The sequence below is a fragment of the Bacillus sp. JNUCC-21 genome (assembly GCF_041222765.1).
In the GTDB taxonomy this organism is placed as follows: Bacteria; Bacillota; Bacilli; order Bacillales; family Bacillaceae; genus Bacillus; species Bacillus velezensis.
In genome coordinates, this window is record NZ_CP166019.1 from 3,692,319 (window position 1) to 3,714,901 (window position 22,583).

Genomic DNA, 22,583 nt, shown 5'->3' on the forward strand with positions numbered 1-22,583 from the left:
GCTGAAGCATACACTTCAGCCCTTTTTTTATACTTTCATATACACGGGAACATCATAGTAAAGCGTATAGTCATCCAGCAGTGAGTATAAGCTGTACATGCGGTTTACCTGCTTATACGCCCAGCCGATATCTGTCGCATACTGATGGGCCGCGGCTGGAGACCATCTCATTTTATACAGCGTATCCTGCTCGTATGAAGGATTGTGAATATAAGACGCACCGATAAATTGGGCTCCGCCGATAATCGCGGCTTCCGGAGTAAACCAGCCTTGATTATACGCGTATTGTGCGCCGTAGTAATTCGGGTTGCTGTCATAAGCCCCGATGCCGTACATGTTGTAAACCTTTTTACCATTATACATAATGCCGTTCGCAAGCTCTGACGTGCCATTGCCAGTTTCAAGCAAAGCATGCGAAATCAAATACACTTCATTGATGCTGTATTTGCCGGCGGCTGTAATAAAGGCCTGGCCTTTCCCTGTCAGTATTCCTTTATTGACCAGCACTTTTTGATTCAGTTCCGATGCGTTCAGTCCGGCTGTCTGAGAGAGCTTCAGAAATTGAAAGTAATACTTGCTGTCTTGTGCGAAGTGAGCCGGATTGACATACTGCCCGACTTCGTCACTGCTGGCGTTTCTCCAGCCCATGCTGAGTTTGGCCCAGCCGTTTGTCTGGCCTGTGATGCTGACTTTATCGCCTTTTTTCAACTGCCCGATAATATTGCCGGAGCTGACTTCCGGGGTTGACCGGACGTTCAGGACGTCGGCTGTGACCGTTCCGGAGGCCGTATTGATGTACGTAAGCGATGCATAAGCCGCGGCATCAGTCTGCGGGCTGACTGTCATTTGTTTTTTGACCATATCTGCCAGCGAGATGTTGTAATTGGTATTCATGATTTGCGGTCCGTTTTTTATTTTCAAAATAGCCATCGTCCATCCGTACAGCTTTTTCAGCTTTTGGGAGGCGGCGTCCGCTGACTGCGCTCCCGTGAATGGATCGCGAATGCGGAGTTCATAAACCGGATGGCTTTCACTCGTATAGCCGGCCTGTAATTGTTTGGCGCTGAAAAAGCTCATGCTTTTATTTAAAACGGTTTTACTGCTGAATGTATCGGTTTTGATGACGTACTGTGCAGAGCCGGTTTTCCCCGTCTCCTTCACAGTGCCGGCCGCTTTGTTTTGCTTGAAAAAAGCAGTCACGCGGTCAATGTCTTCCCTTTTAAGCAGCGGTGCCGTTTCAATTCTGAATTGTGTATACGCTGCTTCACCTGTTTTCTGTGCGGAGGCGGATACTTTTTTCCCTTTGAAAAAGTCCAGCGAACGATTGATCTTTGCCGTATCAAGCAGTGATTCGGTTGTGACTTGGTACGTTGTGTCCGTCTGCTTGGATATCGTTTTTGAAATGGCAGTCAGTTTATATCCCGCCAGCAGATTCAATCCTTTTTTTATCCTCGACTGGTCTGCCGTCTGCTGAGAAAGCAGCTGATATTCGTTTTCTGCTGTTTTTCCCGCCGCGGTTCTTGCCGTCTTTACACGCTGCTGGCGGAAAAACGCCTCCGTTTGATCTGCCTTTGCAGCGGTAAGCTGCCCTGCCGTGATCCGATAAACGGACACTGATGCTGTCTTTTTGACAGGCGATGCGTCGCAATGCCATTTTTTCTTTTTAAAGAAAGCTTGAACACTTTGCAGCTGCTTAGCCGTCAGTCCGCTCATCCCGACCGTGTAATTATTTTTCTTGCCGGCTTTTTGATAGCTTCCGCTGACACCCGTATTCTTCTTGATTTGGGTGATAGCATTTTGTACGGCGCTTACTCCGTTAAAATATCCTGACTGCACGTTGTACACGGTTGCTGTTTTGCTTTGGGCATACTTTTGAACGTTCCCTTTGACGCCCGTTTTCTGCTGCAGCTGTTTCGCTAAACCTGCCGCATCATTTGCATTTGAGATGTCAGAGGCTGTCACGGTGATATTCGGACTGGCCTTAGCCGTGACTTTCAGCGACGAATGCAATCCTGTTTCCTTTTGAAAATCAGTTTGGATTTGAGCGGCTTTTTGATCGCCGGAGATTGTTCCTGATTGGATCTGAAACCGGGCTGTTTCCCGTTTGATCTGACGGTATGACGCTTTCACGCCCGTCTGCTTCGTCAACGCTTGCGAGAGCGCTTTTGCATCTGCTTCGGCCGCCATCTCAGAAGTCACGACCTGCATGTACGGCTGTTTTGTCCCCGCCGGCTTGACGGCGCCGGTCACGCCCGTTTTTTTCGTCAGTTCGGCAAGAAGATTTTTCGTCTGCCGCTCGTCTGATAGAACGCCTGATGTGACGGTCACGTACGGCTGTTTGCTTCCGCTTGCGCTGTAAGTGCCGGCCACGCCCGTCTGCTTCGTAAAATCTTTCAGCACGGTTTTCGCATCCGTTTCATCTTGTAATCCTGAAGCTGAGATTTGATAAGTGAGCGGCGTATTTCCGGCTTTCTTTGCGTCAGCCTGCCACCCCGTATCCTTTTTCAATTTCGCTGCCGCTTGAAGCGCCTCGTTCTCAGAAGCAAATTGCTGCTTCGTTTCCAGCTCGTAAACGGAGTAGTCGCTGTATGCGGCCTCAGCGGGCTGTGCAATGGTGCAAAAGACAAGGAAAACGGCGGACAATAACATAGGTGCAACGAATCTCTTTTTCATTCCTTCTCCTCTTTCTGATTCAATTGGTTTCTATCAAACTAGTTTATTTATCGGCCGGCCTTCTTCATTTTTACAGAGAGAAATCACCCAATTTTCCAAATAAAAAAAACTTAATCCCAGAGCCGGGATTAAGTTTGGTTTTATATATGAGAAACGATGAGCGTGCAATCTCCGTTTATCGTAAAGTCAGGCATCTGATCCGGCAGTATGAAATGCGCGCCTTTTTCAAGCTTGGCGGACTTGCCTTCACAGATGATGGAGCCGCTTCCTTCTGTGACGCTGCACAGCATAAACGGAGCGTCCTGGGTCATTTCCGCCGTCCCGCTGATATCCCATTTGTATACAGAAAAATATTCTCCCTGCACAAAGGTTTTGATGGTGACGCCTTTTCTCGTTTCAGTTGATTCATCTAAAAATCCGTCCACATGAGGAACGGTGGCTGCGTTGACGGCATCGCGGATATGCAGCTCACGCGCCTGGCCGTTTTGATCTGTACGCCCGTAATCATATATCCGGTAGGCGGCCTCTGAATTCTGCTGTGTTTCAAGCACGAGCGCCCCCGCGCAAATGGCATGGATGGTACCGCTCGGCACATAATAAAAATCGCCGGGTTTGATCTTCACACGGCGCAGCAGGCCTTCCCAGTCACCGCTGTTAATCATGGTGACAAGTTCCGCTTTCGAACGGGCCGTGTGACCGTATATGATTTCCGCATTTTCTTTACAGTCAATAATGTACCAGCACTCAGATTTCCCCGTTTCACCCTGTCCATGCTCCTCAGCGTCATAATCGTCAGGATGGACTTTAACGGACAGATGTTGTTTGACGTCCAGTATTTTCGTCAGCAGCGGAAACCGGTCCCCTTCCGTTCCGCCGAATAATTCTCTATGCTGATCCCACAGTTCCATCAAGGTTTTCCCTTGATACGGACCGCTTTTGACCGTGCTCATTCCGTGCGGATGGGCTGATATCGCCCAGCATTCGCCGGTTGTTTCTGAAGGTATGTCATATCCGAATCGTTCGCGTAATAACGTGCCGCCCCATAGTTTTTCTTTACATACAGGCTGTAAAAAAATCGGCTCTTGCGTCATGTTCGTTCCCCTCCCCTTAAAAAGCGGCTCATATCCCATTCCCCCTGTGTCTTTTTTAAAACACGGAGGGAGCCGCGGTTAAAAACAATATGTATAAAATGGCTGACCTGCTCATTATACCATTCGGATGGGGCGGAATGCTCAGCCATTTCCTATTCCAGAATAAAATGCCTTGTTTGTCGCAAATTAAAATAACTGATGGAAAAAGGGGGGAACATTGTGACGATACATGCGGAGCTCGGCAAAAACCTTGAAGTGCTGAAAAAACGGTTCGGCCAAAGCGATGACATGATGTTTTATTCGTTTACGTACGGAAACGGCAAATGTGACGCCTGTCTTATCTATATAGACGGACTGACCGACAATCAATTGCTTGCGGAATATATTATTTCGCCCGTGCAGGCGGCCGCCCGGCATCAAGAGGAACCGGCTGAAATACCGCCGTCATCCATCTCTTTCGGCTATCGTCATACCCGGCTTTCTTCACTTAAGGACGCGGAGGCAGACATTTTCTCCGGCAAATCGGTTTTGCTGGCGGAGGGATGGGAGGAAGCTCTTTCGTTTGAGACGGAAACATTTAAAATGCGTGATATTGAAGAACCGTCTTCTGAAGTGCTTGAACGGGGGCCGAGGATAGGTTTTGTCGAAAAGCTTCGGACGAACACGGCGCTTTTGCGCGAGCAGTCCGGTGATCCCAACCTCCAGATCAAAGAGGTCACACTCGGCGAACGGACAAAAAAGCGGATCGCCGTTGCCTACATTCGGGATATTGCCCCTGATGATGTCGTAAAAGAAGTGATGAAAAGACTGGAGTCCATCACCATTGACGACATTCCGGAATCAGGAGCGATCGAGCAGCTTATTGAAGATAACACGTATTCCATTTTCCCGACCGTCTTGACGACTGAACGGCCCGACCGGGTTATGGGCGCTCTTTTGGAGGGAAGGGTTTCCATTCTTGTAGACGGAACGCCTTTTACCCTTTTGGTGCCGGCCACCGTTGATGAATTTATCCATTCCCCTGACGATTATAATCAGCGGTGGGTTCCGGTTACCTTTCTCAGGCTGCTTCGGTATACATGCATTTTAATCACGATTTATTTACCCGGCCTTTACATATCGCTCGTTACGTTTCACACGGGGCTCTTACCGACGAGAATGGCGGTTACGATTGCCGGAAGCAGATTGAATGTCCCGTTCCCTCCTTTTGTTGAAGCGTTCATCATGATTTTTACGATCGAGATGATCAGAGAAGCCGGACTCAGGCTGCCGAAGCCGATCGGACAGACGATCGGCCTGATCGGGGGCGTGGTGATCGGACAGGCCGCCGTTCAGGCGAATATTGTCAGCGCGATGATGGTCATTGTCGTATCCGTTACGGCGTTGGCTTCTTTTACGGCGCCCTCCTATGCGTTCAATTTTCCGCTGAGGCTCATCCGTATTTTTTCGATGATTTTGTCGGCGATTTTAGGTTTATACGGACTGATCATGTGCTATCTGCTTGTCATCGGCCATCTGATGCGTCTGAAAAGCTTCGGTCAGGACTATCTTATTCCGATCATGGCGCAGCCTGGCCAGGACTTAAAGGATACGATCGTCAGACTGCCGACGCCTCTTTTGAAAAAACGGCCGACCAGAAAAGAGACGAAAGATAAAATCAAGCAAAGGTGATCCCCATGAAAAAACCGGAAGACAAGCTGTCGTTTATGCAGACACTTCTCATGGTAAGCGGAACAATGATCGGAGCGGGCGTGTTAACACTGCCGCGCTCCGCCGCAACAGCGGACAGTCCGAGCGGATGGATCATTATTCTTGTGCAGAGTGTCGTGTTTATCGGCATCGTCCTGCTCTTTATGCCGTTTTTGCAGAAAAACAGCGGGGAAACCATTTATGAGCTGAATCAAGGCATCATGGGCCGCGCCATCGGTTCTCTTCTGAATTTATTCATCAGCTGTTATTTTGTCGTCACCGTCTGTTTTCAAGCCCGTTTTCTCGGTGAAGTCATCAATTACTTTTTACTGAAAAATACGCCGATGGGTGTCGTCATATTCATCTTTCTGGCGGTCGGCATTTACCATGTGACCGGCGGGGTCTATCCCATTTCAAAGCTTTATGCCTATCTGTTTCCGATTGCGATCGTCATTCTGATTACGCTGCTCATATTCAGTTTGAGACTTTTTAAGCTGGATTTCGTCCGCCCGGTCATGGAAGGAGGCTACAAAAGCTTTTTTGAGCTGTTTCCGCGGACCCTTCTGTATTTTTCGGGACTTGAGGTGATTCTTTATCTGGTGCCGTTTATGAAAAACCCGAAGCAGGCGAAAAAGGCGGCTGTCTTCGGCATCGCAGGCGCGAGCATTTTTTACAGCTTTACGCTGCTTGTCGTCATCGGCTGTATGTCGGTCGCTGAAGCCAAAACGGTGACGTATCCGACCATTTCCCTGATTCATGCCTTGGAAATCCGGGGCATTTTCATAGAGCGGTTTGATATCTTTCTTTTAATTACGTGGACATGCCAGCAGTTCACCTGTATGCTCGGTTCTTTTAAAGGGGCGCATCTCGGATTAAACACCATTTTCAAACTGAAAAATAAAAACAATGCCTGGCTGCTGGGAGGCTTATTGGCAGTGACATTCGGCCTTTCAATGTACCCCGATGATATCAACAGTGTGTTTGCATTCGCGAATATTCTCGGATATGCGTTTTTTGCCGTCATTATGATTCCTTTTCTCATCTGGTTTGTCAGCTGGATGAAAAAAATAGCCGGGAGGAAACAGACGTCATGACACTTTTCATAAAATGGGCGGCGGCGCTTTTCATACTGATGACGCTTTCAGGATGCTGGGACGCGAAGGAAGTCGAAAAGCTGTCTTTCGCCCGGGGGCTGGCGATAGACGAGACGAGTGACCGCCGATATAAATTAACCTATCAAAACCTGCTGCCCCAAAGCGAAAACAGCCAGGCTTCCGGCCGGCCCGTGTTTGTCAATGTGACGACGCGGGGGGATACCATTCTTGAAGCCGTCAGTGAAGTCTCTTTAAAAGATCCGCCTGTTTACAGCGATCATTTAAAAGTGCTGATATTCAGCGACAAATTGCTGGCCGACCAAAATATACTGCAGATGATGAATCATTTTATCCGCGATGATGAATTAAGGCGGAGCAGCTACCTCTTCGCGGCAAGAGGAAAAGCGTCCGATATTCTGACGGAGCCGACGCCGAATCAGCAGCAGCCCATGGCCGCGGAAAAGCTGATCGACCTTACGAACAACGGCGGCTACAACGGGAAGATTTTAAAACCGCTCCGAATCGGGAGAGCTTCGATTTACTGCCATAATAAACTCAGTTTTCTCATTCAGGCCGTCAGCAATCAAAAAGGAAAAACGGTGTATGACGGAGCGGCCATTATCAAAAACGCAAAACAAAACAGATTGGCGGGCTTTCTGTCATCATACGAAATACAGAGCCTGAATTGGCTGATGGGGACGATACGGGGCGGCGTGCTGCCCGCTTTGGATAAAGGGGGGCACCCGATTACCTTCGAGATCAAAAAATCAACATCCGCCATCACTCCCAGGCTGAAAAACGGGAAGCTGTCATTTCATGTAGCGGTAAAAACAAAAGGACTTTTGTCAGAGGATCAATATGCCGGAGAAGATTCATTCGATCAGCACTATTTAAACGGGCTGGAAAAGATTTTCGAAAAAAAACTGAAAAGCGATGTGAAAGAAGTCATCGATAAGCTGCAGAATCAATATGAAACGGACCCTGTATTCTTTTCTGACAGAGTCCGCATTCAATATCCCGACTATTGGAAGAAAGTAAAGCATCATTGGGATGAGACCTTCTCCGAAGCGGCTTTTGACTATGATGTTTCCATTCAGATTACCAACTTCGGAACGATGGGACGGTAGCCTTCAGCCTGTTTTTTCGACACGGAGGAGAATCTGATAAATCCGGCTTTGTTCGGGCAGCTGTGTCACCGGAAATTGCATCGATTGCGCCATTCGTGTGATTTCCTGTAAAAACAGCTGCACCCGCTCATCCACGTGAACATACGTATAGGACTGCTTTTTCACAGCAAATGTCTCTTCCGGAAAGAGCGTGCGCACCGTCTGCGGCGTAAAAAACCGCAAGTGGGTGCGGTCGAGAATGCCGGCGTCTCTGTATGTCCAGTCACCGAGCAGAAGCGGAAACAGCGCTTCGGCGTGGGAAATATTCGGAATGCTGCAAACGATTGATCCGGCAGGCGACAAATAGGATGAGTACGTTTCAATGACGCGCCACGGGTCTTTTAAGTGCTCAAGGATGTCCGCGAAAATGATGCAATCAAAAAAGCCTTCCGGATAAGGCAGCTTCACTTCTTCGACATCTTCCTGCAGCACCGCTTCATAGTGTCCTTTTGCCGCTTGCGCCGCCAGCGGGTGCAGTTCTATTCCGTACAGTTCGCAAGGCTGTCTGTTTTGAAGTTCCAGCCCCGTAGCCCCCGCGCCGCAGCCGACATCAAGTATCCGTTTCGCCTCCCGGGGAACGAGCTCCGCAATTTCCGGTCTCGGATGAGTAAAGTACGTAAAATCAGTGCCCCATTTTTCCGTAAAACGCTGGCGGTTCTCCGAATATAACTGATTGATATTGATATCCTGATTAGCCGTAAACGTCGCGTGCCCGTGGTGATGCACAAAGGCATCGAGGGCGATGTGCAGGCTGTAGCCTTTTTGCAGGGCGCGCAGACATAAGTCATCATCTTCAAAAGAACCGTATCCGAATTGCTCATCGAACGGGCCGATGTCTTCAATGACGCTTCTTTTCACCAGAAGACAGAAGCCGACAAGGCGCAGCACCCGCTTTGTATGATGCTTTTCCCGTGCGCAATATGCCTCCGCGAATGACTCCAGCTCATCAAGCGATTGATATGCGTCGTGGATCATTTGCGCGCCGCTGACATAGTTGCTGACAGGCCCGACCATACCGGTTTTTTCAGATTGATACAGCACCCTCAGCATGGAGGTGAGCCAATTTTTCGTGACCATCGTATCGTTGTTCAGAAACAGCAGATTTTCTCCCCCTGCCGCTTCGATTCCCTGGTTGCACCCCTTGGCGAACCCGAGGTTTTTTTCATTTAGGATGACTTTGACGTCAGGCAGATTTGATATGTATTCTCTCGTTCCGTCTGAGGAACCGTTGTCAACTATAATCAGTTCAATCTTATCTTTGTCGGTGTATCGTTCAATGCTGGCCAGACATTTTTTCGTCAGCTCAAGTTCATTATATGTAAGGATAATAATACTCGTTTTCACCGGCATCCCCGCCTTTATCGTGACTTTATACAACGTATGACATATCCCCGTCATTTATGTGACCGGGCGCCCGCACGGCATCCGTTTTGAGGGGCCGGTGAATAACCGCCCCCTAAAACTGAATATTACGGATGAACTGTCCGCCGATTTGATTCTGATCCCGAGCCTCCGTTACGGCTTTTCAGATCCTGCTCAATTTCTTCAAGGCTTTTCCCCTTCGTCTCGGTCACTTTAAACCGGACGAACAGGAATGCCAGTATCCCGATCGCGGCATAAATGAGAAATAAATAGCTGATGCCGACTGCTTCCATTAACATCGGATAGGTTAATGAGACAATCAATGTTCCGGCATGCAGCATTAAAGTGGAGACACCCGTCCCGATACCCCGGACATGCAGCGGGAATAATTCAGGAAGCATGACCCACACGGCAGGCCCCCAGCTGACCGCAAATACAACGATAAACAGGCCTAAACAAATCACCGTTGTCCATGATGCGGCTGCTGAATGTTCAAAGAAAAGATTGACCGCGGCCAATACGAGCAGACTGATGACCATGCCCGCATTACCAGCCAGCAGCAGCGGCTTCCGGCCGATCTTATCAATGACTTTAATAGCCGCAAGCGTCATGATGACATTGACGGCGCCGATTCCGACCGTTCCCAATATAGACGCGGAATTGCCGAACCCCACACTGGTAAATGTTTTCGGGGCGTAATAAATAATTGTATTTGTCCCGATGAATTGCTGCAAAAAGGCAAGTCCGAGGCCGGCAATCAGCGCGGGTCTCACCCACGGCTCAAACAATTCTTTCAAGCCGCCTTCGTTTTCCTTTTCCGCTTCTTTCATCTGATCAATCTCATCATCAATATTCTTCGTTCCCCGCAATGATGAAAGGATTTCTCTTGCTTTCTCTTCTTTGCCGATCGTAAACAGCCAGCGCGGGCTTTCCGGCATAAATAGGATTCCGATCAGCAGAATGACTGACGGCACAACCGCAAGTCCAAGCATCCAGCGCCAAGCGCCTGCATCGGCAAATATATAGTTCACGATATAAGAAACGAGGATTCCGACCGTAATCATCAGCTGATTCAGCGAAGAAAGCGCCCCTCGTTTATGCTTCGGAGCCAGCTCCGATAAGTAGAGCGGAACGATCGTTGTAGATGTTCCGACAGCCAGTCCGAGAATGATCCGGAAAAGAACCATCACCTCTGTATTCGGGGCAAAAGCGACTCCTAAACCGCCTATACAAAACAGCAGCGCCGCTCCCATGATGGCCTTCCGCCTGCCGAACCGGTCGGTCAGTTTGCCGGCGAACCCCGACCCGAGAATCGCCCCCGCCAATAACGAACTGACGACGAGGCCTTCTGTAAAGGCGTTCAGCCCCAGTTCTTTTTTCATAAATAAAATAGCTCCGGAAATGACTCCGGTATCATATCCGTATAACGCGCCGCCGAGTGCGCCGAAAAAATAGAGCCATTTATTCGAGTGTATGCTTTTCATGTTATGTAGACTCCCTTCATCCAACGCTGTATCCGCGCGGAATTGTTCTACTGCTTCTTTTGCCTGTTTCCGTCCGTTTCAAACCTTCCGCACCGTTAATATCCATTATTTTACTAATTATTTTTTACAAAGCGACGAAACATTTCCCGCTTCCTGCCGTCCAATATAATGTGAACCTGATGCAAAAATAACAGTAGATGTTGTCGAAATAGAGAGAAAGATTTGGAATTTTCTCATTTGCAGAGTTGCTCCAAGTCAACAATTATGGTACGCTTCACAAAGAATAGAAACGAGAGGTAATGATATGGAAGAACGATCTCAACGCAGAAAAAAGAAAAGACGCCTCAGAAAATGGGTGAAATTTGTACTGGTATTCGCCGCTTTCTTATTGGTGATCGCCGGTTCCGTCGGCACCTACGCATTTGTGAAATTGAATAATGCGACCAAAGAAGCGCACGTCAGCCTTGACCGCGGCGACCAGTCCGTAAAACGGATCAAAGAATTTGACCCGAAGAAGGATTCTTTCACCGTATTGCTTTTAGGAATAGACGCCCGTGACAATAAGGGCGAATCAGTAGATGACGCAAGAAGTGACGCCAACGTGCTCGTCACCTTCAACCGGAAAAAGAAAACAGCGACGATGCTCAGCATTCCGCGGGATTCCTATGTCAACATCCCGGGACACGGCTATGACAAATTCGCGCACGCACATGCTTACGGCGGTTATAATTTAACTTATAAAACAGTAGAAAACATGCTTGATATTCCGGTAGATTATGTGGTTGAGAGCAACTTCGACGCGTTCCGCGATGTCGTCAATGAGTTGAACGGCGTTACGGTAAATGTGAAAAGCCAGACTATTGCCGATCGTATTAAAGTCGATACAAAAGGAAAAGTCGTGCTGAAGCCGGGCGTCCAGACGCTTGACGGTGAGCAGGCACTGGCTTATGTAAGAACACGCAAAGCGGACACCGATCTGATGCGCGGACAAAGACAGATGGAAGTGCTGAGCGCCATTATTAAAAAATCTAAATCGTTAAGCTCGATCCCATCTTATGACGATATCGTCGACAGCTTAGGGAAAAACTTAAAAATGAACTTATCTCTTAATGACGCCATAGGTCTGTTCCCGTTTATCACATCGCTGAAATCGGTGGATTCTTTGCAGCTGACAGGTTCAGACAGCTATATTTACACTCCTCAGTACGGCAAAAATATTTATTACTTCAAGCTGAATGAGGAAAACCTTCAAGAAGTAAAAACAAAATTAAAAAATGATTTAGACGCGTAAGACGTCACGGCGGGGTTTTAGAAACCCCGCCGTTTTTCTGTTGAAAAAAAGGACATGAAGGTATAGCCTTTTAACTGAAGGCTTTCTGCTGATTTCGCACAAAGCTGAACATACTACATGAAGCAGCTTTATTTTTAAGGAGGGCATCCATACATATGAAATTGATAGCCATTGACTTAGACGGCACATTACTGAACTCGGACAGTGTGATTTCTCCGGAAAACAGAGCGGCTTTACAAAGAGCGGATGAAGCGGGCATTCTCGTGGCCATCTGCACGGGCAGAGCTACGTTTGATGTAAAAGCGCTCTTAAAAGATTTGGATATTCCGATCATTGCGGCAAACGGCGGGACAGTCCATGACAAAGGATACCGCTCCGTCAGCCGGCTCTTAATGGATCAGCAGGCCGGGAAGGATATCGCCGCTTATTTAACGGACAAAGACATTTACTTTGAGGTCTATACAGATGATCATCTGCTGTCCCCATTTGACGGCGAGTCCAAACTGCAGGCAGAACTGGATATTCTGAAAAGCGCCAATCCCAAGGAAGATATTCAGACATTATGGGAGGGCGCAAAGACGCAGTTCAAACAATTCGGCATTAAACCCGTACAGGATATACAGGCGATTTTTAACGGAGACGAACATGTTTACAAGCTTCTTTGTTTCTCTTTTGATATGGAAAAACTGAGAAACGCCAAAGAAGAAATTACACATCATCCGAAATTATCCCAGACATCTTCCGGAAAACACATTATCGAAATCCTCCCTGCCGGTTCCGGAAAGGGACGTGCTCTGACGGAGCTTGCCTCACTGTACGGAATTGAAAAACAGGATATTTACGCCATCGGCGACAGCCCGAATGATTTCTCCATGTTTGAAGCGGCGGGAAACCGCATCGCCATGGGCAATGCGATTGATGAACTGAAGGAAAAAAGCACGTATATTACAAAAAGCAACGATGAAAACGGCGTCGCATATTTCATCAACCGGCTTCTCGACAACGATCAATAAAAGGAAAAAGCCAGGTCTTTCACGGCCTGGCTTTTCACGTTTTCCAAAAAAGAAATTCCCAAAAATGAAAATAAATTGTAAGATGAAGAAAAAAGGAGTTTCATGATGTCGAATGCAATCGCTATTATAGGATGTTTAGCTTTTCTCTGCGCAGTCGGATACGGAATATTCCACCTCATATGCAAAGCTGCCAAAAAAGAAAAACGTTTTTCAAAAAAGCTGTTTTGGCCCCTTCTCATCGGCGGATTTATCCTGCTTCTGACCGGCGCCTCCCTCGCAGAGCCGGACGCCTCGGCCGTGAAGGCAGAGGAGAAATACAGCACCCTTGATACCGCTTATCAAAAATTGACGAAGGAACACCAGGCGCTTGAGAAAAAATATGAAAGCATCAGTGCCGCGGCCGAAAAGGAGAAATCCGAAGCCGAAGCCGGCAATGAAGAAAAACTCAGCAAACTCAGCCAAGAGATAAGCGAGCTGAAAAAAACAAACAAATCACTCAAACAAGACAATGAGACATTTAAAAATTCACAAAAGAAGCTCGAAAAGACCGCTGAAACGCTTCAGTCAGAAAATAAAACTTTAAAGCGGCAGAAAGCAGAAACAAAAACATCCGAAAACGCGGAAACGGCGCAAAACAACGCCCCTTCCTCCGGCGGACATGCCGAAACGAAAGCAGCCGGCACCTCACAGGGATGCGACATTAAAGGCAGCCGGAACGGCATTTATCACACGCCGGGAAGTACATACTACGACCGGACGACAGATCCCGCGGAAATGTTCTGTTCCGTAGAGGATGCGGTAGCGGCCGGATACAGAGCGCCGAAATGGTAAAAGAAAAAGACGTCAGAGACACTCTCTGACGTCTTTTTTTACGGAAGCCGGATGCCGCCCGCATACTTGTCCTTCCAATAAGCGCTTGTGTTCATATTTGTTATGGTAACGCCTGCGGACACGGTGACATGAATCACTTGTCCGTTCCCGATATAAATGGCCGGATTCAGGCTTTCCGCTTTAAAGAAGACCAGATCGCCGGGCTTCAGATCTTGTTTATCGACCGGAACGCCCGCCTGCATCTGCTTGTCCGCATAACGCGGCAGGCTGATTCCTTTCGCTTTTTGATAGATGTATTGAACAAATCCCGCCGTATCAAAGCCGGTTTCCGGTGAAACGCCGCCTTTCAGATAAGAAATTCCGATATGATCGGCCGCTGTGGACACAACGGGATTTTCTTTAGAAATGGCTAAATTGCTGAATCGGCGCACACCTGTAAAATGTTTTTTCCAGTAATCTTCCGACAAGTAAGAAATGGTGACTTTTTCGGAGCGGCTTGCTTGGATGAACCTTCCCTCTCCCGCATAAATGCCCGCATGGGAAATTCCTTTTTTATACGTGTCGCTGAAATAAATCACGTCCCCGGGCTTTATGCCGCTCAGTTTAATTTTCTCACCGACCAGCCACTGCTGTTCCGCTGATCTCGGCAGGTAAATGTGAAGCTTGTTTTCAAAAACATATTGGACCAGCCCCGAACAGTCGAATCCCTCCTCGGGCGTGCTTCCGCCGAATACATACGGAATGTCGAGGTAACGGGCTGCCTCCTGAACGATCGGGTCATCAGCCAGTTCCGGATCTTTTGTAATCCGCTTTGCGCCAAGATATAAATTCATCCAATAACTGCTTTTTTGAAACCGTGTGACGGTTACGCCTTCTGACGGAGAACTGTGTATCATCTCTCCGTTTCCGATATAAAGACCGTCATGGACGGGCGCGTTTTGTGTTGAATCTGACTTTTTGAAAAACACAAGATCTCCCGGTAAAAGGTCATTTTCTTTGACGGCGGTTCCGACTTTCCATTGATCACTTACCGTTCTCGGCAGATGGATGTTCTGCCTGCTGAAAAGATAATGCATCAATCCGGACGGATCAAAACCGTCCTCAGGCTCTTCGCCTCCGTAAACATATTTATTTCCGACAAGTTTTTGCGCGTCTGAAACCATCAGGACAGAAACTTGAGAATCCGCTTCAGCAATTTCCGTTCTCGTTACTGCGGGTGCCACAAGACAAATCATAAGGCCGGCAAGGATGTACTTCCTCCAGCTTGTGAGCATGTTTTCTATTCACTCTCCTCATTTTTAGTAGTTTTTACATCGGTAACTTTTAACAAATGTTTAGGAGAGCACACAAAAAAAGAATGCCCGATATGGGCATTCTTTACTGGCTTCGGAACAAACAATATGCCGGCAAGCGGAATCATGCGCTTATTTTGCGCCCGCTGTGTCCTCTTGCTGAATCTTTTGCATTTCCGTGTCAATTTTTTGTTTTTCCTGATCTGTGAGCTGATCATTGTATTTAAACGCTGACATAAACATAAATACCATAATGATCGCGGCAAACGGCCATCCCGCTTTAATGATTTTCATTTGTTTTTCACTCCGCTTTCTTTTTTAAGATATCGCTGTGATCCACATCAAACGTTAATTTTCCATCCTTGACGCTCCAATCGAAATTCGATTCTTTCGTCAGTTCACGTACGATCGTTTTATGATTGATGCTGCCTTTTTTAACCGGTGCAGGTGTTGCTTCATGAATATTCATCGGCGTGACTTCAAAGCGTCCCGTGCCGTTTTTCTGCAGATGATATTGAACAAGCGCCGTGTCTCTCGTTCTTGTCCACCCCTGGTCGAATACGAAGTTGCCCAGGCTGTAGAAAATAACGGTGCCGTGGTACATTTCGATCGGTTCTAGCACGTGCGGATGGTGTCCGACGATAATATCCGCTCCGGCATCTGACATTGCTCTTGCCAATTGGCGCTGTCTGTCATTCGGATCATTATCGTATTCCTGTCCCCAGTGTGTTTGAACAATGACAAGATCGGCTTTCTTTTTGGCTTTAGAAATCATCGGAATAAACAGCTCTGGATCGGCCGGAAGCACACCCGGCGCATTTCGTTTAGCTGCAAAGCCTTTTCCGGAAACATCAGTGAAACCCAGTGTTGCGATTTTGATTCCGTTTACATCTTGATAAGAAATGTTCTGCTCGGCTTCCTTCAGCGTGAGGCCCGCGCCGACAAGTTCAAGATTTTGCTTTGAAAACTCTTCAACCGTATCCCGCATTCCCTGAGGGCCGTAATCCATCGCATGGTTGTTGGCTGCCGTGAGAACGGTGAAATTCATGTCCTTCAATACTTTTACGGCATCTTTGTTTGACTGAAGGTGGATATTTTTTTCTGCTTCTTTGTAGTTCTTTTTATATGTAACCGGGTTTTCAAAGTTCCCCGACACATAGTCGGATGCTTCGAAGAATGGCTGTGCGTAACGGAAGACACTTTCCGTGCCTTTATGCTTTGTCACTTTCTCGACATTCCGGCCCATCATAATATCTCCGACGAATGAGGCAGATACAAGGTCATCGGCATTTCTTTTCACACTCGGCGTTTCCGCCTTCCCTGTCAGGATGCAGACGAACATCAGGCAAAAGACGATCGGCAGCGCGATAAAAACGTGAAGATTGGTCTTCTTTTTCTGCTGTTTGGTCAGCTTCAGCAGTTTTTCTTGAAAGCTTAATTGTTTTTTCATCGTTTGACACACCTTACATTAGATTAAGTAGTAAGCAAACATAATGGCAAAAGTTGCGCCGCTTAAGAACAGCGTGCTGGCAAATGTAATCGTTAATCCCTGTTTCTGAATGGTATTGGCGATCAGACCCGGTACGATGATACCGATTCCGCGGAATTCTGATATCTCAAACGGTACGATCGGGTAAAGGAAATCAAGGGCGATTTTTAAGCAGATTCCCGTTATCAGCATAGCTGCGAATTTTCTGCGTCCGTACAAAATCATAAATCTGGATAAACCGTATTTGACGATCACGTATGTAAGAAGACTCACTAACAATACGAGTAAAATAAAGACCGGCTGGTTAAAAACGAGCCCTAAATAACCCGGCACGACTAAACCGGCTGGTACGATACCTGTTTTTTCCGCGAAAATTAAACTGATTAACACGCCTAAAATAAGTGAGATGTATAAATCTGATCCGAACATTTATCCTTTTCCTCCTAGCTAACGAGCTGTTTCACCTTATACTCTTGAATTTTTTCAATTAATGGTTCCGCTGAACCGTGGATATTGCCGACGCCATATATGACACGGTTTTGCATTCTTGTTTTCAGCACGTCCATGATTTCGTCTGTTGATTTATATTCCAGATCGTGCAGTGTATCGGCAGGAATCTTGCCTTCTTCATAAGCTCTGACGATCGGTTCTGTCGTCTCGCCGATGAGTATGAGTTCCTTCGTTTTAATGTACGGAAGCACGTCGTTTGCGAACTGAATCGTTCTGTCCACACGGTCGGCGCGGCAGTTCATGATAACGATCGGTTCATCTGTCGGGTAGCCGATTTCCTTTACACGTTTCCATATATTTAAAGTAGAAGATGCATCATTTGCGGCAAAGCCGTTTACGAAATGACCGGGCTCCTTCGTGCTGAGCAGCGGCAGGATTCTCATGGCGCCAGGATCAGGCGGCGCATTCAGCATTCCTTTAAACGCCGTTTCTTCATCTATCCCAAGAGCCTGGGCAACGCCGAGCGCAAGGGAAGCGTTATCAGGAAAGACCATATATTCAAATTTTCGAAGGTATTCATCTGTAATTTTAGAGTTATCCGCAATAATGACCTCGGTATTCCGCTCTGCGGCTTTTTCTTTAAAGAAGTCTGTGTATTCACTGTCTGTAATGACAAGGTGACCGTTATACGGTATCGTCGCGGTAAATGCTTCAGCGATTTCATCAAGCGTCGGCCCCATGACGTCCATATGGTCTTCAAGCACATTCACGATGACGCCGATGTTGGCTTGAAGGAGTTCTTCCTGAAAGATAATCTGATAATCCGGGTTTACCGCCATACATTCACTGACAATGGCATTGGCGCCCCGTTCTACGGTTTCCTTCATTACTTCTTTTTGCTCGCCGATATTCGGGCCCTGCGGTTTCCGTTTGATCGGTTTCTCCTCAGGTGTATCCCAATAGATCATCCTTGCATCTGTTCCCGTCGTTTTTCCGACTGTTTTGTAGCCCGCCTCCATCAGTATTCCGGTCGTCAGCCTCGTTACGGTTGACTTTCCGCGGATACCATTAATATTGACGCGTACTGGCAGAGCATCGATATTCTTCTGATGCCGCCTTTTTTCAATGATTCCGATGATTAGTACGGCAGCACAGGCTATAATGAGTAACCACATTGATTTTTGACATCTCCTTCTGTATTGATAAATTCATTCATCAGTATATAGCTTCACTATGAATTCTCAATCGGCATTATGTAACATAATCTTCCCGCTTTCACTGAGCCAAACTTCTCTATTAGTGACGCTATTCTTCCTATTATCGAATTGCTTTTTTTGGGAATAGGCAGGACTTCAACCTTACTTCAATTTTTCAAAAGAAAAATGAATGCGTTTACATTTTCGCGCAGAAATTCATTTGGACCAATGGAACTATTCGCGTTCCGGAAGAAAAAGATGTAATGATAATCCATCTTTTCCAGCCCGCTTGTATCAGCGTTTTTCGCACTGCGCATACGTTTCGGGACTCTCTGTCCGCTGTGTGCAGACTGCCTGTTTTGTTAAGGATAAGGTCTTAAAGTCATTCATTTTTCCCCCGCATCCTGCTTTCAGTCCCATTCCAAAATAACTAGCGGAATGACTGGTACATCACAGAATAAGACGGGTCCGGAGTGTTTACAAGAAATACACATTTTATATGCGGAAAGCCTTTCTCCTTTTAAACCATTTACAGGACATTTATCCCTCTTTTGAAATAATTTTAATAAATCTTTATATTCGTTCAAGAAATATTCATCCATAAATGTGAAGTTCTTGGTAAAACATCGAGGAGCTCCTCTATTTTATAAAATGCATAAAAAAGGAATACCCGCTGAAAACTACAGATAACCGGGAAAGGAGGCGGTCTGATGTCTGCGGATAAACAAAACAAACGGATTCCCGGCGATTTTGAATCGGCTGTACGGGAAATGCAGGAGCTGATGTGTGTTTGCGGTGATTTTAAAATACGAAGGATCAAACTGCAGGACCGTCATACCGCTTTCTTTTATATTGAACAAATGATAGAAGAACAGAAGCTGAATGAGTTTCTGTTAAGCGACACCATGCAGAACGGCCCGCTTGAGGAAACGATGAATGCCGTCAGCAGTGCGGAAACGGATGAAACCAGAAAACTCATTGACGGGATTTTGGCAGGCCAGGTTGTTTTTCTCAGCGATGCATCGAGGAAAGCGAAGCTGTTTTCCGTCGGGCAGAATCCGCTGCGTTCCATTATGGAACCCGAATCTGAAAGTATCGTCCGCGGCGCCCATGACGGGTTTGTGGAAAGTTTGGAAACGAACATTCATCAGCTGCGGTTTCACATACAGGACCGCCATCTCTCCGTTCATTATATGGATATCGGGGAAAGAGCCAAATCAAAGGTTGCGGTTATCTTTGTTGAGAATATCGCCAATCCGGAGATTGTGGAGGAAGTGAAGCGGCGCCTGTCATACTTGCGTATAGACAGCGTGCTTGCGCCCGGGATTATCGAGGAATCAATAGAAGATAATTCGTTTTCCATTTTTCCGCAGATCATTCATACGGAACGGCCGGATAAAGCAAAAGCATGCGTAATGGAAGGCTGTGTACTGATCATGATGGACGGGAGTCCGTCGGCTTTGATTGCGCCGATCACATTCTTTTCCTTTTTTCAATCTCCGGACGACTACAGCACGAGATGGATTTCCGCCAGTTTTTTAAGAGTGCTGAGATTTTTCGCCTTTATGATCGCGATTACGCTGCCCGCTTTTTATATCGCGCTGATTGCGTTTCATTTTGAAGTCATTCCCAACGATCTGATTATCACCATGAAAAATTCGATTGTTGATATTCCCTTTCCCCCGCTGATAGAAGCCATGATTATGGAAATTACGATTGAACTGATCCGCGAAGCCGGTATCAGACTGCCGAGACCGATCAGTCAGACGATCGGCATTGTCGGCGGTCTCGTGATCGGTGACGCAGTCGTTCAGGCGGGACTCATTTCTAATATGATGATTATCGTCGTAGCCGTTACAGCTGTTTCTTCTTTTGTGCTTCCTTCATATGAAATGAGCACGTCCATCCGAACGCTCAGATTTCCGCTTATGTTTCTGGCATCCTCGTTCGGTTTTATCGGCATCGCACTCGGCTTCGGGCTTATTCTGATGAACCTGTGCAAGCTTGAATCACTCGGCGTTCCTTATTTATCATCTCTGACGCCGTTTCATTTCAGTGACTTGAAGGATGCATTTATCCGGCTGCCGGCTTGGTTTATTAAAAGAAGGCCTTTTTATTTGAGACCGCAAGACTCAAAGCAGATGAAACATGTTCGGGGGTGGAGAAAAGATGAAGCCTAAAAAAATAAGCCCGCTTCAAGGCGTGTTTTTCATTAATCAGACGCAGATCAGCATCGGCATTTTGGCGCTTCCCCATTTACTGATGATGAGATCGGGAAGCAGCGGATGGATTTCCATTCTGCTTACCGGATTGCTCGTCCAGCTTACATTCAGCCTGTATATGATATTATTTCACCGGTTTCCGAAGCTGAACCTGTACGAAATGCTGGAGGAGGTGTTCGGAACACTTACCGGCAAAGGGGTGCAGGTGCTGTATATTTTATATTTCGCGTTTCTCTGCACGCTCATTCTTTCTGTATTTACACGGATATTGGATATCTGGGTGCTCCCGCAGACTCCGAATTGGGTGGTCAGCTTAATGCTGATCCTCGGTTCTGTCTATATCGCCCAGGCTCCGCTGAATGCGATCGCCAGGTTCAGCTTTATTTTAACGCCGTTTTTGCTGCTGATCTCTCTGCCGCTTTTATACACGCTGGGAAAAGCCGATATCACATACATTATGCCGATTTTTCACGGAACCGCAAAAGACATGCTTACCGGGGTGCAGCAAACACTTGTCAGCATTACCGGCTTTCAGGCGGCGCTCGTGATCGGGCCCCTAATCAACTGCACCGTCAGCCAGCGCTACAAAATACTGACGATTTCAAACATCTTGATTATCCTTTATTACCTGTATATCACCCTTACTTGCTTTGTCACAATCAGCCCCGAAGAAATAAAAATGATCCCGGAGCCTGTGCTGTACCTGTTAAAAACCGTTTCATTCAGAATTATCGAACGGACGGATCTGCTCTTTTTGACGTTTTGGTTCGTGACCGTCTTTTCAACGCTGGCCAACGTGTTTTACTTGGCAAGCACCGGCATTGCCAAGCTGTTCAATCAAAAAGACCACAGCCGGTTTGTTTATCCGCTGGCCCTGCTCGTCTTCCTTCTGTCTATTTGGGCCACAAGCACAGATAAAACGATACAGCAGCTGGATCAGTTTTTCCGCATTTCCGATATTGTGTTTGTGTATTTGTTTCCGTTGTTTATGGTATTGATTGTCCTTGTACGCAAAAAGGGTGTCCGCCATGCGCATTAAAAAAGCGGTTCTTATCAGTCTCATGTGCGCAAGCCTGACACTTGCGGGCTGCTGGGATCAAAATTTGCTGAAAGATATTTCTCTCGTGCTGACCGCAAGCCTTGATGTTGATCAGGACGGTAAAAATAAAATCGGCATCACCTATCGGAAGGTTCAGTCCTCCCAGGCGGAACAGGAAACGGGCGGCTCATTCATTACGACGGTGCTCAGCGCTTCCGGGCACACCATCCGTGAAGCGCGGTTTCAATTGGATAAGCTTGTCGATCAGCGCATTGACACGTCCAAGCAAAGAGTCTTATTAATCGGTGAGAAAATGGCGGAAAAACCGCTTTTTCCTTATCTCGATGTCTTCTACAGAGATCCGAAAAGCCCGCTTCTCGCTCATCCGGCGGTTGTAAAAGACGGCGAGGCGATTGAAGTGCTGAAGCTGATCGTCCGGCAGAAATTGATCGTCAGCAAGTATTTAACGAATTTATTAACAAGCGCTAATGCGGAATCAAATATCAGCATGGAAAATTTGCAATCCATCCGTTCAAGCATGCTGACGGCTGATAAGGATTTCGCCCTTCCTTATTTATCGATTAACGGACAGACGATAAAGGTAGAGGGTTCTGCCCTGTTCAGCGGCCAGCGGAAAGTGACTGAGGTGCTCGGTCAGGATTCGACCCTCCTGACCCTTTTAAGCGGGCAATTTAATAAATCGGCTAATATTAATCTGAAGCTGTGGGACAAATACAAAATGGATATTGAAAATTATCTTTCTCTCGGCATCACGGATGCCACGCGAAAGATTGTATTTATAGATACAGATCCGCAGCATATAAAAGTGAAAATCCGTTTAAAGCTGAATGCACGCGTCTTGGAATATCCAAAGGACAAGCTGAATTCTTATACGGCAATCGACCAAATAAACAAACAAGCCTCAGCAAATTTGAACAGCCAGGCCAGATCGGTGATCAGCCATATTCAGGAGCACAACTCGGATATCCTCGGCATCGGCCGGAAATATCAAACCCATTATTATGAGCGGGGCAAGCTGCTCAATTGGCGTGGGGTCTATCCTTCCATCGAGATAATCCCTGATATCAAAGTGAGTATCTCACAAATCGGCATCGTGAACTAAAAGAGACCGCGGTCTCTTTTTTTGTTGCCAACCGAAATGATTCGTGTTACTCTTTTTATGTAAACGGTTACATAGTTG

18 protein-coding genes are annotated in these 22,583 nt (G+C 47.0%); 9 read left to right on the forward strand and 9 right to left on the reverse strand.

From position 1 onward, the window contains the following. Window positions 1–27: 27 nt before the first annotated feature. Both JNUCC21_RS18730 and manA read right to left on the reverse strand, forming a co-directional pair. Window positions 28–2,673, reverse strand: coding sequence for an N-acetylglucosaminidase (locus JNUCC21_RS18730; protein WP_369878397.1), 2,646 nt, complete (start codon window positions 2,671–2,673; stop codon window positions 28–30). A gap of 140 nt (window positions 2,674–2,813) precedes the next feature. After that, complete coding sequence (gene manA, locus JNUCC21_RS18735; RefSeq protein WP_369878398.1) at window positions 2,814–3,764, reverse strand: mannose-6-phosphate isomerase, class I; 951 nt, start codon at window positions 3,762–3,764, stop codon at window positions 2,814–2,816. Window positions 3,765–3,983: 219 nt separating this feature from the next. Between manA and JNUCC21_RS18740 the strand changes: the two genes are divergently transcribed. Genes JNUCC21_RS18740 through JNUCC21_RS18750 form a run of 3 tightly spaced genes read left to right on the forward strand, consistent with a single transcriptional unit; the run spans window position 3,984 to window position 7,674 of the window. Then, window positions 3,984–5,435, forward strand: a complete 1,452-nt coding sequence (locus JNUCC21_RS18740) for a spore germination protein (RefSeq protein WP_060562481.1) — start codon at window positions 3,984–3,986, stop codon at window positions 5,433–5,435. Window positions 5,436–5,440: 5 nt separating this feature from the next. Then, complete coding sequence (locus tag JNUCC21_RS18745) at window positions 5,441–6,547, forward strand: GerAB/ArcD/ProY family transporter (RefSeq protein ID WP_098081820.1); 1,107 nt, start codon at window positions 5,441–5,443, stop codon at window positions 6,545–6,547. After that, the gene (locus JNUCC21_RS18750) at window positions 6,544–7,674 is read left to right on the forward strand and encodes a Ger(x)C family spore germination protein (RefSeq protein ID WP_020956435.1); all 1,131 of its coding nucleotides are present in this window, start codon (window positions 6,544–6,546) and stop codon (window positions 7,672–7,674) included. The genes JNUCC21_RS18745 and JNUCC21_RS18750 overlap by 4 nt, the downstream gene beginning before the upstream one ends. Window positions 7,675–7,677: 3 nt before the next feature. Here JNUCC21_RS18750 and JNUCC21_RS18755 read toward each other — a convergent pair whose 3' ends face one another. Both JNUCC21_RS18755 and JNUCC21_RS18760 read right to left on the reverse strand, forming a co-directional pair. After that, window positions 7,678–9,090: a bifunctional glycosyltransferase family 2 protein/class I SAM-dependent methyltransferase gene (locus tag JNUCC21_RS18755; protein ID WP_079891059.1), complete on the reverse strand. Its 1,413-nt coding sequence runs from the start codon at window positions 9,088–9,090 to the stop codon at window positions 7,678–7,680. Window positions 9,091–9,182: 92 nt separating this feature from the next. Beyond that, a complete protein-coding gene (locus JNUCC21_RS18760) occupies window positions 9,183–10,559 on the reverse strand; it encodes a sugar porter family MFS transporter (protein ID WP_025285372.1) in 1,377 nt (458 codons plus the stop codon). Window positions 10,560–10,863: 304 nt separating this feature from the next. Here JNUCC21_RS18760 and JNUCC21_RS18765 point away from each other — a divergent pair, with 304 nt between their 5' ends. The 3 genes from JNUCC21_RS18765 to JNUCC21_RS18775 all read left to right on the forward strand — a co-directional run bounded on the left by JNUCC21_RS18765 (window position 10,864) and on the right by JNUCC21_RS18775 (window position 13,694). Next, complete coding sequence (locus JNUCC21_RS18765) at window positions 10,864–11,850, forward strand: LCP family protein (RefSeq protein WP_072589640.1); 987 nt, start codon at window positions 10,864–10,866, stop codon at window positions 11,848–11,850. A 155-nt stretch (window positions 11,851–12,005) separates the two neighbouring features. Next, a complete protein-coding gene (locus JNUCC21_RS18770; protein WP_025285373.1) occupies window positions 12,006–12,863 on the forward strand; it encodes a Cof-type HAD-IIB family hydrolase in 858 nt (285 codons plus the stop codon). Window positions 12,864–12,968: 105 nt separating this feature from the next. Then, the gene (locus JNUCC21_RS18775) at window positions 12,969–13,694 is read left to right on the forward strand and encodes a hypothetical protein (protein ID WP_369878399.1); all 726 of its coding nucleotides are present in this window, start codon (window positions 12,969–12,971) and stop codon (window positions 13,692–13,694) included. Window positions 13,695–13,732: 38 nt separating this feature from the next. Here JNUCC21_RS18775 and JNUCC21_RS18780 read toward each other — a convergent pair whose 3' ends face one another. The 5 genes from JNUCC21_RS18780 to pgsB form a co-directional block, all read right to left on the reverse strand. Continuing rightward, window positions 13,733–14,968 (reverse strand): C40 family peptidase, encoded by a 1,236-nt coding sequence (locus JNUCC21_RS18780; protein ID WP_015240713.1) that lies wholly within the window; start codon window positions 14,966–14,968, stop codon window positions 13,733–13,735. Window positions 14,969–15,118: 150 nt separating this feature from the next. Beyond that, on the reverse strand, window positions 15,119–15,280 hold the full coding sequence (locus JNUCC21_RS18785; protein ID WP_003151344.1) for a hypothetical protein: 162 nt from the start codon (window positions 15,278–15,280) through the stop codon (window positions 15,119–15,121). A 7-nt stretch (window positions 15,281–15,287) separates the two neighbouring features. Then, window positions 15,288–16,436, reverse strand: coding sequence for a CapA family protein (locus JNUCC21_RS18790; protein WP_015240714.1), 1,149 nt, complete (start codon window positions 16,434–16,436; stop codon window positions 15,288–15,290). An 18-nt stretch (window positions 16,437–16,454) separates the two neighbouring features. Next, window positions 16,455–16,904 (reverse strand): poly-gamma-glutamate biosynthesis protein PgsC, encoded by a 450-nt coding sequence (gene pgsC, locus JNUCC21_RS18795; protein WP_003151340.1) that lies wholly within the window; start codon window positions 16,902–16,904, stop codon window positions 16,455–16,457. 14 nt (window positions 16,905–16,918) lie between these two features. Continuing rightward, window positions 16,919–18,100 carry a poly-gamma-glutamate synthase PgsB gene (gene pgsB, locus JNUCC21_RS18800; protein WP_003151337.1) on the reverse strand — a complete coding sequence of 394 codons (1,182 nt, stop codon included), beginning with the start codon at window positions 18,098–18,100 and terminating at the stop codon, window positions 16,919–16,921. A gap of 731 nt (window positions 18,101–18,831) precedes the next feature. On the opposite strand from pgsB, the gene JNUCC21_RS18805 reads away from it, so the two are divergent. The 3 genes from JNUCC21_RS18805 to JNUCC21_RS18815 are packed head-to-tail and all read left to right on the forward strand — an operon-like array spanning window position 18,832 to window position 22,505. After that, window positions 18,832–20,301 carry a spore germination protein gene (locus tag JNUCC21_RS18805; RefSeq protein WP_369878400.1) on the forward strand — a complete coding sequence of 490 codons (1,470 nt, stop codon included), beginning with the start codon at window positions 18,832–18,834 and terminating at the stop codon, window positions 20,299–20,301. Continuing rightward, on the forward strand, window positions 20,291–21,382 hold the full coding sequence (locus JNUCC21_RS18810; RefSeq protein ID WP_369878401.1) for an endospore germination permease: 1,092 nt from the start codon (window positions 20,291–20,293) through the stop codon (window positions 21,380–21,382). The genes JNUCC21_RS18805 and JNUCC21_RS18810 overlap by 11 nt, the downstream gene beginning before the upstream one ends. Beyond that, window positions 21,372–22,505: a Ger(x)C family spore germination protein gene (locus tag JNUCC21_RS18815; protein ID WP_072589643.1), complete on the forward strand. Its 1,134-nt coding sequence runs from the start codon at window positions 21,372–21,374 to the stop codon at window positions 22,503–22,505. Before JNUCC21_RS18810 ends, JNUCC21_RS18815 begins: the two co-directional genes overlap by 11 nt. Window positions 22,506–22,583: the final 78 nt, after the last annotated feature.

Bases quoted from the DNA above. Each gene is read 5' to 3' on its own strand.
- JNUCC21_RS18765 (WP_072589640.1), top strand. From the start codon at position 10,864: ATGGAAGAACGATCTCAACGCAGAAAAAAGAAAAGACGCCTCAGAAAA.
- JNUCC21_RS18805 (WP_369878400.1), top strand. From the start codon at position 18,832: ATGTCTGCGGATAAACAAAACAAACGGATTCCCGGCGATTTTGAATCG.
- JNUCC21_RS18780 (WP_015240713.1), bottom strand. From the start codon at position 14,968: ATGCTCACAAGCTGGAGGAAGTACATCCTTGCCGGCCTTATGATTTGT.
- JNUCC21_RS18810 (WP_369878401.1), top strand. From the start codon at position 20,291: ATGAAGCCTAAAAAAATAAGCCCGCTTCAAGGCGTGTTTTTCATTAAT.
- JNUCC21_RS18815 (WP_072589643.1), top strand. From the start codon at position 21,372: ATGCGCATTAAAAAAGCGGTTCTTATCAGTCTCATGTGCGCAAGCCTG.
- JNUCC21_RS18730 (WP_369878397.1), bottom strand. From the start codon at position 2,673: ATGAAAAAGAGATTCGTTGCACCTATGTTATTGTCCGCCGTTTTCCTT.
- JNUCC21_RS18775 (WP_369878399.1), top strand. From the start codon at position 12,969: ATGTCGAATGCAATCGCTATTATAGGATGTTTAGCTTTTCTCTGCGCA.
- manA (WP_369878398.1), bottom strand. From the start codon at position 3,764: ATGACGCAAGAGCCGATTTTTTTACAGCCTGTATGTAAAGAAAAACTA.
- pgsC (WP_003151340.1), bottom strand. From the start codon at position 16,904: ATGTTCGGATCAGATTTATACATCTCACTTATTTTAGGCGTGTTAATC.
- JNUCC21_RS18790 (WP_015240714.1), bottom strand. From the start codon at position 16,436: ATGAAAAAACAATTAAGCTTTCAAGAAAAACTGCTGAAGCTGACCAAA.
- pgsB (WP_003151337.1), bottom strand. From the start codon at position 18,100: ATGTGGTTACTCATTATAGCCTGTGCTGCCGTACTAATCATCGGAATC.
- JNUCC21_RS18770 (WP_025285373.1), top strand. From the start codon at position 12,006: ATGAAATTGATAGCCATTGACTTAGACGGCACATTACTGAACTCGGAC.
- JNUCC21_RS18745 (WP_098081820.1), top strand. From the start codon at position 5,441: ATGAAAAAACCGGAAGACAAGCTGTCGTTTATGCAGACACTTCTCATG.
- JNUCC21_RS18750 (WP_020956435.1), top strand. From the start codon at position 6,544: ATGACACTTTTCATAAAATGGGCGGCGGCGCTTTTCATACTGATGACG.
- JNUCC21_RS18785 (WP_003151344.1), bottom strand. From the start codon at position 15,280: ATGAAAATCATTAAAGCGGGATGGCCGTTTGCCGCGATCATTATGGTA.
- JNUCC21_RS18760 (WP_025285372.1), bottom strand. From the start codon at position 10,559: ATGAAAAGCATACACTCGAATAAATGGCTCTATTTTTTCGGCGCACTC.